This is a genomic window from Streptococcus sp. 21.1 (assembly GCF_016648635.1).
In the GTDB taxonomy this organism is placed as follows: Bacteria; Bacillota; Bacilli; order Lactobacillales; family Streptococcaceae; genus Streptococcus.
Window position 1 is genome coordinate 222,571 of record NZ_JACLQL010000001.1, and the last position, 13,349, is coordinate 235,919.

Below are 13,349 nucleotides of genomic sequence, written 5' to 3' on the forward strand. Positions count from 1 at the left end.
TTTGTCTTCAGCCATTTGCTGAGAGAAAGCGCCACTTGCCTACTTTGCTCTACTTGGCTTTCACTATCCCAAGCTCGCTAGAAAAACGCCATAAGCCCTTCTTTCTTGTCAGTATTATAGCAGAAATAGGGAAACTTGTAAAATAAAATTCTAATCCTTCTTACTGATTCCCATTTTCTGACGAACATGCGCATGGGAGTCATCATGGAGAATATCATTATCAAGAATTGAGGCTTCTCGAAGTTCTTGGGCCTTTTTCTTGTCCCGATGGGTCAAGTCTTGATTGGGATCATAAGCTTTCTCAACGATAGATAAGAGATGATTTCGAATTTCCTTTTCCTTACGAATCTTAGCTTTTTTGCGGTAGCTAGCAACAACCAGCACGACCAACATCAGCATTCCCAGATAACCGATAATAGGATACATAACCGCTACCAGTTGACGGAAGCCCATGTAGGAAATAGCAAAACCAGCAAGGGCAAATGCAGCCACAAAGAACTTGAAGCGTTTCTCACTACCTGCTGAAAAGCGTTTCCCAAGGGCATAGTAGAGACTAAAGACGGTATTAAAAATCAAACCAAATATCACCAAGGCGTAAAGTGTCGCAAAAATAGGATTCACTTCCTTAGCAATAGCCAACATAGGAACATCCGAGCTAGCAATTTTATCACTGTTAGCAAAGAGGATCAAGGTTGTGACAAAGAAAATCACACCGACCATAAATCCTCCCCAGGCTCCGCTCTTTTCAGCTTCATTGATTTTGAGAATAGAGCCACCCATGACAAAGGCAATCGCGATAGCTGACATGACACAAACGGCAAAATAGTTAACCACAGACAGCCAAATACTCGGAAAAGGAGATTGAATGGTTTGCGATACCTTATCCATCTCAGCAAAATCCCAATGACGTCCTAAAACATTGATCACGAATATCATGGCAATCATAACCAAAATCATAGGGGTAAAAACTCCAATAACACCAATGATTTTTTTGAAATCTAGGAAACTCACAAAGATAGTCAGAGCTGTACACAGGAAGGCACCTACCCAAATCGGAAAGCCGAACTGTTGGTTTAGGTTAGCCCCTGCCCCCGCTGTCATCACAAAGCCAAACAGGAAACAAGTGATAATCAAAGCGATATCTAAAATACGGTAGATAACAGGATGACTGATTTCTGCCAGGACTACTGAGTGATCGTCTGAGCGATAATAACTTCCCAGAGCAATCATGAGTCGCCCAAAGCCAACATGCAAGATTCCTAGAACTATGACACCTATCAGTCCCCAGGCTCCAAAACTAACAAAATACTGTAAGAGGTCCTGGCCTGAAGATACCCCTGCACCAATCATCACACCGACATAGGCCAGGGCAATGCTCCAAATACGTTTTGACATATTACCTCCTGTAAAATACAAAGTATTTTTATTTTACACTACTCTAACACCTTTGTAAAAATCAATAAAAAACAGCACCTTCATAAGAAAGTGCTACTCATACTCTTATTTTTCCCAACCTTTTCGTCCATCAACAAAGGTTGCTTGTAATTCCAAGGAGTCATCTAATACAATAAAATCAGCTGGTAAACCTGCTTTTAGGCTTCCGCAAGTATTTTCAAGCCCAACCGATTTAGCTGGAACACTAGTTGCCATTTGTAAGGCTTGAGCAACTGTCACAAGTCCCCAATCAACCACATGTTTGACACCGTCTTTAAGTTGTAAGATAGATCCAGCTAGATTACCACCTTCTTTGAGGCGGGCGGTACCATTTTCAACAATAACAGGAAGTTCGCCTAACATATAGTCGCCGTCCGGACAGCCTCCCGCTGACATACAGTCTGTAATTAGGGCAACTCCTTGAGGTGTCTTTTGCTTGATAAGAACTTTACAAGCTGCAGGGACCACGTGATGACCATCTGCAATCAGCTCACCAATAGTTTCTGGACTATCGAAGGCTGCCCCAACCATACCTGGCTCACGGTGGGTAAAACCACGCATCCCATTGTAGACGTGAACCCAAACGGACGCCCCAGCTTCCACTGCTGCCATGGCTTCTTCATATGTGGCATTGGAATGACCTAGAGCGATTGTCACGCCTTGCTTGGTCGCTTCTTGGATAAATTCAGTCACTCCCTCACGTTCAGGAGCAAGGGCCAATTTAATCAGTTTTCCTTGAGTCGCCTCCTGCCATTCCTTCAATTGTTCCACACTTGGATTGCCCATATACTTAGGATTTTGAGCTCCCTTGTAGGTTTCAGTGAAATAAGGTCCTTCAAAGAATAGCCCTTGAATTTTGGCACCAGTCTCCTTACCAACCGTATTAGCTGTTGTTTGGCAAATTGCCTTCAACTCTTCAAATGGCGCTGTTAAAGCTGTCGGTAAGAAGGAGGTTACACCTGCTGAAAGCAAGGCTTGACTCATGCCTAGAAGACTTTCCTCAGAATTATCCATGACATCATAACCCGCAAATCCATGAATGTGAGTATCTACAAGACCCGGAGAAATCTGATAATCACTGTAATCTAGCACCTCTGCACCTTCTGGTACATTTTCCGTCCAGTCACCAAAACGGCTATCCTCAACCGCTAGGTAGCCACCTTCCTTGATTTTATGTTCAAAATAAAAACGTTTGGCTGAAATATAATAGGTCATAGGACCACCTCTCATCATTTTTCTATATTCTTAATACGCTTTCATTATATCAAAAAAGCCGAGAATTTTTCTCGACTTTCTCTATTAAATCACACCTTCTGTAACCTTTTCAACAAGGTTAATCGCATGGTCTGCGATACGTGTGTAATGTGAGAGGTAATCAACATAGTTGATACCTGCTTGCGCAGTACACTCACCATTGTTAAGACGTTTGGTATGTATTTTACGCAATTGTTTTTCAAGTTTTTCCAACTCTTCATGGCGAAGGATGACTTGACCTGCAAGTACCTTATCGTCATCTACAACAACACGAATACTATCAAGGGCGATACGGTGAGTACGGTTGTAAACATCCGCAAGCTCAGCCTTGGCAGTATCAGAAAATTCAATTCCCTTATTATGAATGTGTTGTGAAAGGTTTGCACTTGCAACTGCAAGGTCACCAATACGCTCCAAGTCACGAACAGAGTCAAGCACACTTGCCAACACTTCATTTTCAGAAACGCTTAGAGATTCGTTAGAGATGTCAATCAAGTAAGTTGTCAACTCTTCGTCAATACTATTAACTGCTGTTTCATACTTCTCAACCTTATCGAAGTATTTTTCATCTCCCTTAGCAAAGAAAGCATAGGAAGCTTCCAAAGACTGGATGGCGTACGATGCCAAGTGCACCAATTCTTTCTTAGCATTACCAAGGGCAATAGCTGGTGCTTGTGTGATAAGCAAACGGTCTAAGTAGAGTGCTTCGTACTTGTTAATCTCATCTTCACCAGGAATAATCTTAGTCACAAGGTAAGCCAAGAGTCCGATGAATGGGAATTGAACAATAGTATTTGCGATGTTAAAAGTACCGTGAGCAAAGGCGATGGTCATCTCAGGTGTCAATCCAAGTACAGACTTAAACCATTGAATCAAGGCTGTGAATGGTACCAAGAGAATCAAACACAAGACCGTCCCAATAACATTGAACAGGACGTGAGCCCCTGCCACACGTTTAGCAGCAATGTTTGAACCAAGAGCTGCTAGAACCGCTGTGATTGTTGTTCCGATATTATCCCCAAAGAGGATTGGAAGGGCACCTTGCAGGTCAAGCAAACCACCTGAGTAGAGACTCTGAAGAATACCGATAGTCGCTGCTGACGATTGAATCAACATGGTCAAGCCAGCACCGATGATAACCCCCATGACTGGGCGATCACCCAAGGTTGCCAAGTAGTCCTTAAAGGCTGTAACTGACTTCAAAGGCTCTACCGCATCTCCCATAAGGTTAAGGGCAAAGAAAATTCCCCCTACACCAAACAAGATACGACCTAGGTTATTGAGCTTCTTATTGCTTGTAAAGAAGAGAAGCGCAGCCCCCAGGAAAATCACTGGAAGGGCATAGTCACCAAGCTTGAAACCAATCATGAAGGAAGTTACGGTTGTACCGATATTTGCCCCCATGACAATACCAATAGCCTGACGAAGACTTAAAAGCCCTGCCGAAACCAGACCGACGACAATAACGGTAACCCCTGAACTCGACTGAATCAAGGCCGTCATGACAATACCAATCAAAACCCCTAAAAACGGGTTGCTAGTATACTTATCGATGTAAAAACGCAACTTATCTCCGGCTGCTTGTTGAAGACCATCTCCCATGTACTTGATACTAAAGAGGAAAAGCCCCAAACCACCGAGGAAAGAAAACGCAATATCTTGCCAATTTACTGACACATTTTTGTCCTCATTATTTAAAATTTTTCGGTAAAACCGACCTTTCTATTGTATCTATTTATTAAGGAATTAACAAGACCTTTCCCCAAAATAATAGAAAGATCAGAAGAAAATCTGACCTTTCTAGATATCTCAATTAATCCACTTGAACATAACGGCGAACACCACTATAGCTGATGTAAGAAATCCAACTATGACCATCTTGAGTAACCTTCATATCAAAGTTAATCTGATCACCTGCTTCTAAGTAAAATTCAACTGGAGCCTTATCACTAGGAGTATTTTTGACAGCCGTACGTTTGGTAAGCTTGTAGCTGCCAGATTCTGCTATGCCACCATCAATTGGAAGTTGATTGTCAGTAACTGTCACGTCTTTAGGTAGCGTCATATTATCTGATTCTTTTAAGTAGACCTTTGTTCCACCAGTACTGGTTACTTGAATGGTATCCTGTTCGTAGCTTGGACCAGAAATAGCTGCCTTTTTAGAGACAAAGCTAATATCTCCAACAATACCAGAAGTGTCTCCTCTATCTCTTGAGAGGGTGGCATCATACTTACCTGAACCCTCTTGATAATTATCTTTCGGGTGCACATAATTGTGAACTGTCGCTTGACCTTGGGCAGTAATATCTCCTACTAGGCTAGTATTGTTAAAGACCAGACGACTGCCATCACTAGACTTCCAAGTTCCGGCAATACTATCAAACTGACCACGCGCTACCGCACTCACATCCATATCTACAGTGGTCACTTGCGTATCCGTTTTAGCTTGAGCTTGGCTGCTAGATTGACTACTTGAAGCTTGACTATCACTTGAGCTCTTTGGCGCTTGGGATTGACTCGCTGAAGATTGATTCTCGTTTGAAGATTTAGGAGCCTGTGACTGACTGCTTGAGGGAACTGATGAACTATTTGAAGATGATGACTGAGCCTGACTACTGCTTGAACTTGGTGCAGAAGACTTTTTGCTACTTGGTGCACTTGAAGATTCAGTATTTGAACCAGAAGACTCCTTGACTTTAGCACTAGGCTTGCTGGTCTTACCACTATCTTTATTGGATGATTTAACTCTACTTGATGAGGTCACCTGGCTACTCTTAGGCGTCTTATCTGCTGAACTCGATTCCTTATGGCTGGAACAGGCCGTCAGCAAAGCCATTGAGGAAAGGGTAACCATTGAAAGCACGATTGCTTGGGAAAATTTGTTTTTCATAGTCATTTCCTCATTTCTAGTCTTTCATAAAAAGTAAAGATAGGGCCTATATTATAAGGAAACATCAGGTTCTCTCTACTTTTAAGGGAAGAATATCTTCTACACTTTTATTATATCATTTTCTAATGTAAACGCTAACATATTAGCCTTGTAAATCCTAAAATAGAGATGAAAATATCTTGAATCCTTGTGATATAATAGAGACAAAAAATTGAAAGTTATACCATGACATTCTATCTTCTAGCACAAGTATTCTCAGCCATAGGTGCCCTATGTGTCGCCATATCCTCTTTTGCAAAATCAAAAAATAACATGCTCGTCTGGCAAATTACCGACTATATTTTTACTGCTATTGCCAACCTGCTTCTCGGAGGATATACCGGTGCTTTAACCATTAGTATTTCCATCATACGTAATAGCCTGATGGTCAAAAAGAAGATGACCAAGACTATCTTGACCATCCTCATCATTATTCAAATCATCGTCGGAACCTATCTCAATCAACTTGGGATTATTGGTTATTTACCTATCATCTCTTCAGTTTCCTATAGCCTAGCTATTGCTGCCACACCAAACCTTCAGTGGCTTCGCTGGGTCATTATTGAAAATATGTTACTTTGGCTAATTTACGATTTGACCATTCAGGCTTACCCAGCTGCCATCACTGATGTCACTATCACACTAACCACTCTCATTGCCATTATCCAAAATCGAAAAACCTTTAGCAGATAGAAGCTAAAGGTCTTTTTCTTATAAAGCCCAAGTACGAATAGCGTGAGCTACGCCTGCCTCGTCATTTGTCAAGGTCACATACTTACACAACTCTTTAATGTCGTCACTAGCATTACCCATGGCAACACTTTGACCGACGAATTGAAGCATTTCAAGGTCATTAGCAGCATCACCCAGAGCCATGATTTGATCTGGAGCAATTCCAAGTTTTTCCGCTAAATGCTTAAGTCCGCTGGCCTTAGTTGCCCCCTGTGGCATGATTTCAAAGATATATTCTTGGCTACGAACTGTGCTATAGCTCTGATCAAGTCTGTCTTGCACAGCATTTTGGAAGGCATCCAAAGGTTCAGAATCAGCCATATACATGGCTTGGAAAATCACTTGCCCTTCCGCAAAGATTTCTTCCAAACTCCTAGCTTTTGCTTCTGTGAAAACAGTCCCAGCATCATATGCTACTAGCTCAGGCACCTCATCGCCCACAACATAGTAAGTTTTTTCACCAGTAAAGGTTAGAGCCACCTCTGGGAAGTCTTCGCAAGCCTGCAAGAGTTCTTCCATCTCGGAGCGAGATAAACTTTCATATTGAAGCAACTTCCAATTTTTTGTCTCATAAGTTGAACAGCCATTATTCATGATAATGTACTCTTCTTCACTCAGTCCTAATTTCTCAAAATGCGGAAGAATGCCTGAACGTGGGCGTCCTGTACAAAGGACAATTTTGATACCTGCCGCAGCTGCTTCTTGAATAGCTTTAATATTCTCTGCAGGAATCTCTTTTTGGCTATCTAAGAGTGTTCCGTCCATATCTATTGCAATGAGTTTCACTTGATTCTGATTCATTTTACTCTCCTTCGACCCTAATAAGTGTCATAAATGGTTAACTGATATTGTTCAATGATGCTGTTTAATTTGTCTCCGTAGGTTGTGTCCGTAGCGTAGACCCCTGTTAGGGCAGCTGTCGCATCCTTATAATTCTTAGTATTGGAACGGTGCACCCCTACATAGTAGCTTCCCTCAAGGAAATCCACATAGTCCTGTAAAGAATTTTCCACAGAACCATAAGAACGAAAAGCCGCATCAATATAGTAAGGATTGCCCTTACCATCATCCTCCCAGGTCGGTAGGGTCACACTTTGACCATTGTAGTCCCCCTTAATCCCAAAGAAGTTATAGGACGGCTTCTGACTCAAAGTAGATTGTCCAGAGTCAGATTCCAAGATGGCCTGAGCTATCATAACAGATGCATAAAGATCATTTCTAGCTGCCAAATAGCGCGACGTCTCACCAATCTCGGCAATAAATGCAACCGTCGTCTCATCCGTAGATGTCATGTTCTTTTCCATAGTCAACCTTGGAAAATTTAAACTAGCTAGGAGTCCCAATAAGGCAAATAGGCCGATAAAAATCAGACTCCACTTTTGGAAAAATTTAGGAAAGAGCAAGAAAGACTTCTGTTTCTTTTTAGTTTTCTTAGGTCTAGCTTTAGACTTACTTTTCTTTTTTCCTTTCGCCAATCGGTCACCCCCTCAAATCATACTAACTCTCCTAAGTATATCAAAAATCACTAAAAAAGACCCAAACCAACTGGTTTAAGTCTCTATTAATCCTATATTGCATCTCCACCACGTTCACCAGTACGGATACGGATAACATCATCAATGGGAATGATGAAGATTTTCCCGTCACCAACATCTCCAGTCGCCACGGCGTTCCGAATGGCATCAACAACCTCGTCAACAGCTAGATCTTTGACCACAATTTCAACCTTAACTTTAGCTAGTAGGGTGGGAACAATACGTTGTCCACGAACAAACTCCGCAAAGCCTCGTTGGTTCCCGTAACCTAAGACCTGACTTACAGTCATTCCCTTTGCCAAGCCACTACCAGTCAAGGCATTTTTCAAATCTTCCAATTTATCCGAACGAATAATCGCTTCTACTTTTTTCATCTGTATTCTCCTACGAATCTAAGCCCATAAAGGTTGGATAGGCTGTTTCCTTGTGTTCACAGTCATCAAGACCAATAGCTTCATCACGGTCACTAACACGCAAAGGCATATAATGAGCAATTACTTTAATAATACCATAGGTCACAAGAGCAGACCAAATAGCTGTAAAGATAATAGCTAAAATAGTCACTATAAACAGATGCGCCTTTCCATAGATCAAACCAATATTAGCCTTATCTAGAGCTAAATCTGGTGTCGTAAAAATCGCAGTAGCCAAACCACCAAAGATTCCTCCAACGCCGTGGCAACCAAAAGCATCCAAAGCATCATCATAGGCAAAACGTTTCTTCAAGACAGAAATAGCATAAAAACAAATCGGACTAACCATAAGACCAATTAGAATCGCACTCCAAATTGAAACAAAACCAGCCCCAGGTGTGATTGCAACCAGACCTGCCACCAAACCGGTTGAACCACCAACCAAGGATGGATGTCCTGTGACATGTTTTTCAATTGCCAACCATGAAAACATGGCTGCAGCTGCTGAAACATGGGTGGTCACTAGCGCGTGAACTGCCAAGCCATTAGCAGCCAAGGCTGATCCTGCATTAAAGCCAAACCAACCAAACCATAAGAGACCCGCTCCCAATAGAACAAAAGGAACATTATGAGGACGGTGTTCTAAAATGGCAAAATCACGACGTTTACCAACAACGATTGCCAGAACCAAGGCCGATACACCAGAGGTAATATGAACCACATCACCACCTGCGAAGTCAATCGTCCCCCATTTAGCAAGGAGCCCTTCGTCCCAAACCATATGTGCAAATGGATAGTAGACAAGAAGTAACCAAAAGACAACAAAAATGGCTAAAGGCGTAAAGCGCATCCTTCCTACTACTGAACCCGTCAAAATCGCCACACAGATAATCGAAAACATCATCTGAAAAGCAGCAAACAGCATATCAGGAATGGTTAGACCACGACTTGAAGCCGTTTCAGACACGCCATTTAAAAAAAGGTGACTGAAATTACCGAAGAAGTTCCCATGACCGCCAAAAGAAAGCGAGTAGCCAGCAACAATCCACAAGAGGGAAGCTATAGCTAAGGGAAGAACAGACATCATCATGGTATTGATAACATTCTTACGACGTCCAAGCCCACCATAGAAGAAGGCCAAGGCCGGTGTCATCAAACAAACCATGGCTGAACAAATCAATATAAAGGCACTGCTACCTGTATCCATGAAACCACTCCAATGCGTAAATTATTTTATGTCAGATAATATAACACAAAATTACGAGGCATACAAGTTTATTTGCGGAATTTTTTGATAATTCTTTCTTTTCTAACATCTTATGTTGCCACAAAAAAAAGAGCCTCTTAAACCCCATGAAAAAGGTTATAAAGCTCTTGTCTGTTCATTTTTCGCTCTTTAGCAACGGTTTTTATAGCCTGATTAGGTTTCATTCCAGAGGCAATTAAAGCTTCTATAGCCTCTACCGGGGTAACATTTGATGTTAGATTTTCTTCCTTATCATTTTCAGAAGCTCCAGCCACAATCAGTAAACATTCACCCTTGAGAGGATTACTAGCAATATAATCTAAAACTTCTGAAATAGATCCTCGTTGGTACTCTTCATAAAGCTTGGTCAATTCTCGAACTAAAGTTACTTGACGGTTGCCATAGACCTCATGCATATTTTCAAGAGTATCCGCCACACGGTAAGGTGACTCGTAAAAAATCTGTGTCTCAGGATAAGATACTTTTTCTTTAAAGAAATCAATCTGCTGTCCTTTTTTACGGGGTAGGAAGCCATAAAAAATATGAGGTTGAGGTGCTAAACCACTGGCAATCAAGGCTGTAATACCAGCCGATGCTCCCGGTAAGGCCACCACTGGAATATCCTCTGCAATGGCAGCTTTGACCAAATCATGCCCAGGATCCGAAATAGAAGGCATCCCCGCATCAGAAACCTGAGCCAAAGAAAGACCTGACTTCAAGCGCTCCAGTAAATCTGGAATTTTCTCATAAGCATTGTGCTCATGAAAAGAATACTGCTTCGTTTCAATCTCAAAATGCTTGAGCAAGAGACCCGTATTGCGCGTGTCCTCCGCACAAATAAAATCCACCTCTTTCAGGATTTGCACACTGCGAAAAGTCATATCCTGCAAATTCCCAATAGGTGTGGGAACCAGATAGAGGGTACCGTAGCTAGATTGTCCCTTAAAACTCTTTTGAACCTGCATGTTTAGTCTCCGTACAACAATTCTGCACAGAAGCCACAAGCTTCATTATTATCACGACGTTGGCCATAAAAATCTGGACAAATATGGAATCCATCATCATAAATAGCCTCGAGGTTCACCTTACCATGAGACATTTTAGTCCCCGTCTCCTCTTGAACCACCTGACTCAAGTGCTCACGTAGCTTGTCGTTTTCCAACTTGAGGGCCGTATTTTCATCAAGAATCCCTGAGAAGTTCGCCTTAATTGCTTCCACTTCTGCCAACATCGACATCAAATTTTGTGATAATTCCTCGAATTTATCATACAATTCACGCTTTTCCATTTAGCTGAACTTCCTCCACTCCATAAGTTAGGGGCGCACGCCCTTTTTCAAATACAACCTTAATGGTCCCTGCAATTACATCAATGGCAACAACCTGACCTGTACCATCCTTGGTTTCAATGTCATCACCCAAGTCAGGATAACTAGCCTTGCTATCTCGGTAAAAGTCATCTTCATAACTGAGACAACACATGAGTCGTCCGCAGACTCCGTTCATCTTACCAGAATTCAAAGATAAACTTTGGTTTTTAGCCATCTTAATCGATACTGGTGGGAATTCACCCAAAAAACTAGAACAACAAAGTGCCCGCCCACAAGGTCCTAAGCCACCATAAATCTTTGATTCCTCACGACTTGAAATTTGGCGCAACTCAATACGTGTCTTAAAGTAAGAAGCCAGATCTTTGAGTAACTGACGAAAATCTACCCGTTTTTCAGCAACAAAACTGATTAGTACATAAGAGCAATTTAGCGGAAAGACAATGTCAACGACCTTCATTTCTAGCTGATTTTGAGCAATTAAATCAGCTACTACTCCCATACTCTTTTCAGCCTTCAAAAGATTTTCATCATATCTGGCAAAATCCCTCTCTCCAGCTAGGCCTTCAACTCGATTCAAATCAGTAGGCAAACTAACTTCAGGAAAATTTGTATTCTCCATAACGACCTGAGCCAGACGCTTATCCTTTTTATCCAAAACGACTACAAAGTCATCTTTGGCATAATTTCTATCAGGTACAACATATTCTATTGTACCAGTTTCTTCAAATTTTATTCCAATGACTTCAGTCATGATAACACCATATACTCCATCGCATTTTGAAAACTGACATTAGCTAGCCACATTTTTCGTGCCTCATATACTAAGTCTAGCCATCGTCTTGCTTGTGGATTTTGTATATCCTTCCCCAATTGATAAGTTAAAAAAGCCCAGACCATCTCTTGTTCTGACTTTTCACTACACTGGACAGCCAGTTTTGCAACATCCAGATAAAGCAGGTCCTGATTAGCCAGCAGAGACTGTGAAAAACGCTCCACTGTATTGACCAAATCAAGAACCTTATTATCCTTAGCTAGCTCCAAAGCCTGTGCTTCATCCTTAGCAAAATCTGCCAAGACCTTAGCTTGTGTCAATAACAAACCTTCCTTCTGCAGCAAGTCTTCCAGATAAACTCTGTTCTTAGGAAAATAAAAGAGTTGAGCTCGGCTTTTAATCGTCGGTAACATACGACTATCATCAGCTGTCAAAAGAAAAATATAAATCTGACTTTGAGGTTCTTCAATAAACTTTAATAGACTATTGGCAGCATTGACATGCATCTTATCTGCATCACGAATGATAAAAACCTGAGCCTGCCCTTCAAAACTCGATTGACTAAACTCTCTAGTCAACTGACGAATCGTGTCCGTCTTAATAATCTGTCCTTGTGGCTCTACTAATTTAACATCAGAAAAGTCCCCCTGAGCAATCAAACGACAAGGACGACAGTGACCACAAGGTAGACTATTCTCAGGAGTCACACAAAAACGACTCTGTGCTAGCCAAATAGCCATGTCGAGACTTCCAAAATCACCCGAAAACAAATAAGCATGACTCAAACGATTTTCTCTGATAATTTGTGAAAACTCTTCAAATAGTTTGCTTTGACTTTCAGCTAACTTCATCTTGCTCCTTATAAATAGTCTTTAATTACATTCCAAGCTTGCTCTACAACATCCTCAAAATCCTGTGAGGCATCAATTAGCTTGATACGTTCTGGTTCAGCCTGTGCCAAATCCAAATAACCTTGACGTACACGCTGATGTAGGTCAAGTTTCTCTAAATCCAACCGATTGACTTCACGTTCGCCGCTAGCTGCAATGCGGTCCAAACCAGTCTCAGAATCCACATCAAACAATAGGGTCACATCAGGTTTATACCCATCAGTCGCATAGGCATTTAACCAGGCAATCTCATTCTGATTCAAGCCACGACCAGTACCTTGATAGGCAACTGATGAATCAATAAAGCGATCCATGATGACCATATTGCCCTTTTCAAGCTCTGGCAAAACCTTCTCAACCAGATGTTGACGGCGAGCAGCAATATAGAGCAAGAGCTCTGTCTTAGCATCCATAGCCGTATTATCTACATCCAGAATAACCTCACGGATTTGCTCTGCAATAGCTACTCCTCCTGGTTCACGTGTCGTCACGACTTTGGCTGGATAGGCTTCTCTAAGACGAGGTAAAAGTGCCTCCAAAACTGTGGTCTTTCCAGCACCATCTGGCCCTTCGATTGAGATTAATAACCCTTTTGACATGATACTTCCTTTTTGATTTCTTTACTTTCTATTTTATCAAATTTTAGCTCAAATGAACAATCAAGGGCAAAAGAAAACAGAGGTTTCTAAAAACCCCTGTTTCTATCTGAATACTTCTGACCATGCCGATTGCAGGTTTCGAACCTGTGACCTACGCGTTACGAGTGCGTTGCTCTACCAACTGAGCTAAATCGGCTGACACAGTCATTCTAACA

At 41.7% G+C, this 13,349-nt stretch carries 14 protein-coding genes and 1 tRNA gene; 1 reads left to right on the forward strand and 14 read right to left on the reverse strand.

The genetic code is table 11. The annotated features are described in order from the left end of the window. Window positions 1-150: 150 nt before the first annotated feature. From H7U01_RS01120 to H7U01_RS01135, 4 genes are all read right to left on the reverse strand, one after another. Window positions 151-1,395 carry a hypothetical protein gene (locus tag H7U01_RS01120; RefSeq protein ID WP_201040945.1) on the reverse strand — a complete coding sequence of 415 codons (1,245 nt, stop codon included), beginning with the start codon at window positions 1,393-1,395 and terminating at the stop codon, window positions 151-153. A gap of 105 nt (window positions 1,396-1,500) precedes the next feature. Further along, window positions 1,501-2,649 carry an N-acetylglucosamine-6-phosphate deacetylase gene (nagA, locus tag H7U01_RS01125; RefSeq protein WP_201040947.1) on the reverse strand — a complete coding sequence of 383 codons (1,149 nt, stop codon included), beginning with the start codon at window positions 2,647-2,649 and terminating at the stop codon, window positions 1,501-1,503. An 84-nt stretch (window positions 2,650-2,733) separates the two neighbouring features. Then, the gene (locus H7U01_RS01130; RefSeq protein ID WP_002890237.1) at window positions 2,734-4,365 is read right to left on the reverse strand and encodes a Na/Pi cotransporter family protein; all 1,632 of its coding nucleotides are present in this window, start codon (window positions 4,363-4,365) and stop codon (window positions 2,734-2,736) included. A gap of 136 nt (window positions 4,366-4,501) precedes the next feature. Then, window positions 4,502-5,578, reverse strand: a complete 1,077-nt coding sequence (locus H7U01_RS01135) for an SH3 domain-containing protein (protein WP_048676183.1) — start codon at window positions 5,576-5,578, stop codon at window positions 4,502-4,504. Between the two features lie 225 nt (window positions 5,579-5,803). On the opposite strand from H7U01_RS01135, the gene H7U01_RS01140 reads away from it, so the two are divergent. After that, a complete protein-coding gene (locus H7U01_RS01140) occupies window positions 5,804-6,310 on the forward strand; it encodes a YgjV family protein (protein ID WP_073685595.1) in 507 nt (168 codons plus the stop codon). 18 nt (window positions 6,311-6,328) lie between these two features. Here H7U01_RS01140 and H7U01_RS01145 read toward each other — a convergent pair whose 3' ends face one another. The 10 genes from H7U01_RS01145 to H7U01_RS01190 form a co-directional block, all read right to left on the reverse strand. Further along, window positions 6,329-7,150, reverse strand: a complete 822-nt coding sequence (locus H7U01_RS01145; protein WP_201040949.1) for a Cof-type HAD-IIB family hydrolase — start codon at window positions 7,148-7,150, stop codon at window positions 6,329-6,331. A gap of 17 nt (window positions 7,151-7,167) precedes the next feature. Beyond that, window positions 7,168-7,824, reverse strand: coding sequence for a glucosaminidase domain-containing protein (locus H7U01_RS01150; protein WP_002886075.1), 657 nt, complete (start codon window positions 7,822-7,824; stop codon window positions 7,168-7,170). A 92-nt stretch (window positions 7,825-7,916) separates the two neighbouring features. Beyond that, a complete protein-coding gene (locus H7U01_RS01155) occupies window positions 7,917-8,258 on the reverse strand; it encodes a P-II family nitrogen regulator (RefSeq protein WP_048790594.1) in 342 nt (113 codons plus the stop codon). A 10-nt stretch (window positions 8,259-8,268) separates the two neighbouring features. Further along, entirely contained in the window at window positions 8,269-9,504 is a 1,236-nt protein-coding gene (locus H7U01_RS01160; protein WP_064524812.1) for an ammonium transporter, read from the reverse strand. A 137-nt stretch (window positions 9,505-9,641) separates the two neighbouring features. Then, window positions 9,642-10,508 (reverse strand): 16S rRNA (cytidine(1402)-2'-O)-methyltransferase, encoded by an 867-nt coding sequence (gene rsmI, locus H7U01_RS01165; RefSeq protein ID WP_014633487.1) that lies wholly within the window; start codon window positions 10,506-10,508, stop codon window positions 9,642-9,644. 2 nt (window positions 10,509-10,510) lie between these two features. Further along, window positions 10,511-10,831 carry a DNA replication initiation control protein YabA gene (gene yabA / locus H7U01_RS01170; protein ID WP_002887582.1) on the reverse strand — a complete coding sequence of 107 codons (321 nt, stop codon included), beginning with the start codon at window positions 10,829-10,831 and terminating at the stop codon, window positions 10,511-10,513. After that, complete coding sequence (gene ricT / locus H7U01_RS01175; protein ID WP_014633488.1) at window positions 10,818-11,624, reverse strand: regulatory iron-sulfur-containing complex subunit RicT; 807 nt, start codon at window positions 11,622-11,624, stop codon at window positions 10,818-10,820. The genes yabA and ricT overlap by 14 nt, the downstream gene beginning before the upstream one ends. Further along, a complete protein-coding gene (locus H7U01_RS01180) occupies window positions 11,621-12,496 on the reverse strand; it encodes a DNA polymerase III subunit delta' (protein WP_070438791.1) in 876 nt (291 codons plus the stop codon). Before H7U01_RS01180 ends, ricT begins: the two co-directional genes overlap by 4 nt. A gap of 8 nt (window positions 12,497-12,504) precedes the next feature. After that, the gene (gene tmk / locus H7U01_RS01185) at window positions 12,505-13,134 is read right to left on the reverse strand and encodes a dTMP kinase (protein WP_070438794.1); all 630 of its coding nucleotides are present in this window, start codon (window positions 13,132-13,134) and stop codon (window positions 12,505-12,507) included. Window positions 13,135-13,257: 123 nt separating this feature from the next. Next, window positions 13,258-13,330: transfer RNA gene (locus H7U01_RS01190), tRNA-Thr, on the reverse strand. Between the last annotated feature and the right edge of the window lie 19 nt (window positions 13,331-13,349).

Coding starts and splice junctions, on each gene's coding strand:
- H7U01_RS01155 (WP_048790594.1), bottom strand. CDS start 8,258: ATGAAAAAAGTAGAAGCGATTATTCGTTCGGATAAATTGGAAGATTTG.
- H7U01_RS01180 (WP_070438791.1), bottom strand. CDS start 12,496: ATGAAGTTAGCTGAAAGTCAAAGCAAACTATTTGAAGAGTTTTCACAA.
- nagA (WP_201040947.1), bottom strand. CDS start 2,649: ATGACCTATTATATTTCAGCCAAACGTTTTTATTTTGAACATAAAATC.
- H7U01_RS01160 (WP_064524812.1), bottom strand. CDS start 9,504: ATGGATACAGGTAGCAGTGCCTTTATATTGATTTGTTCAGCCATGGTT.
- H7U01_RS01145 (WP_201040949.1), bottom strand. CDS start 7,150: ATGAATCAGAATCAAGTGAAACTCATTGCAATAGATATGGACGGAACA.
- yabA (WP_002887582.1), bottom strand. CDS start 10,831: ATGGAAAAGCGTGAATTGTATGATAAATTCGAGGAATTATCACAAAAT.
- H7U01_RS01120 (WP_201040945.1), bottom strand. CDS start 1,395: ATGTCAAAACGTATTTGGAGCATTGCCCTGGCCTATGTCGGTGTGATG.
- tmk (WP_070438794.1), bottom strand. CDS start 13,134: ATGTCAAAAGGGTTATTAATCTCAATCGAAGGGCCAGATGGTGCTGGA.
- ricT (WP_014633488.1), bottom strand. CDS start 11,624: ATGACTGAAGTCATTGGAATAAAATTTGAAGAAACTGGTACAATAGAA.
- rsmI (WP_014633487.1), bottom strand. CDS start 10,508: ATGCAGGTTCAAAAGAGTTTTAAGGGACAATCTAGCTACGGTACCCTC.
- H7U01_RS01135 (WP_048676183.1), bottom strand. CDS start 5,578: ATGAAAAACAAATTTTCCCAAGCAATCGTGCTTTCAATGGTTACCCTT.
- H7U01_RS01140 (WP_073685595.1), top strand. CDS start 5,804: ATGACATTCTATCTTCTAGCACAAGTATTCTCAGCCATAGGTGCCCTA.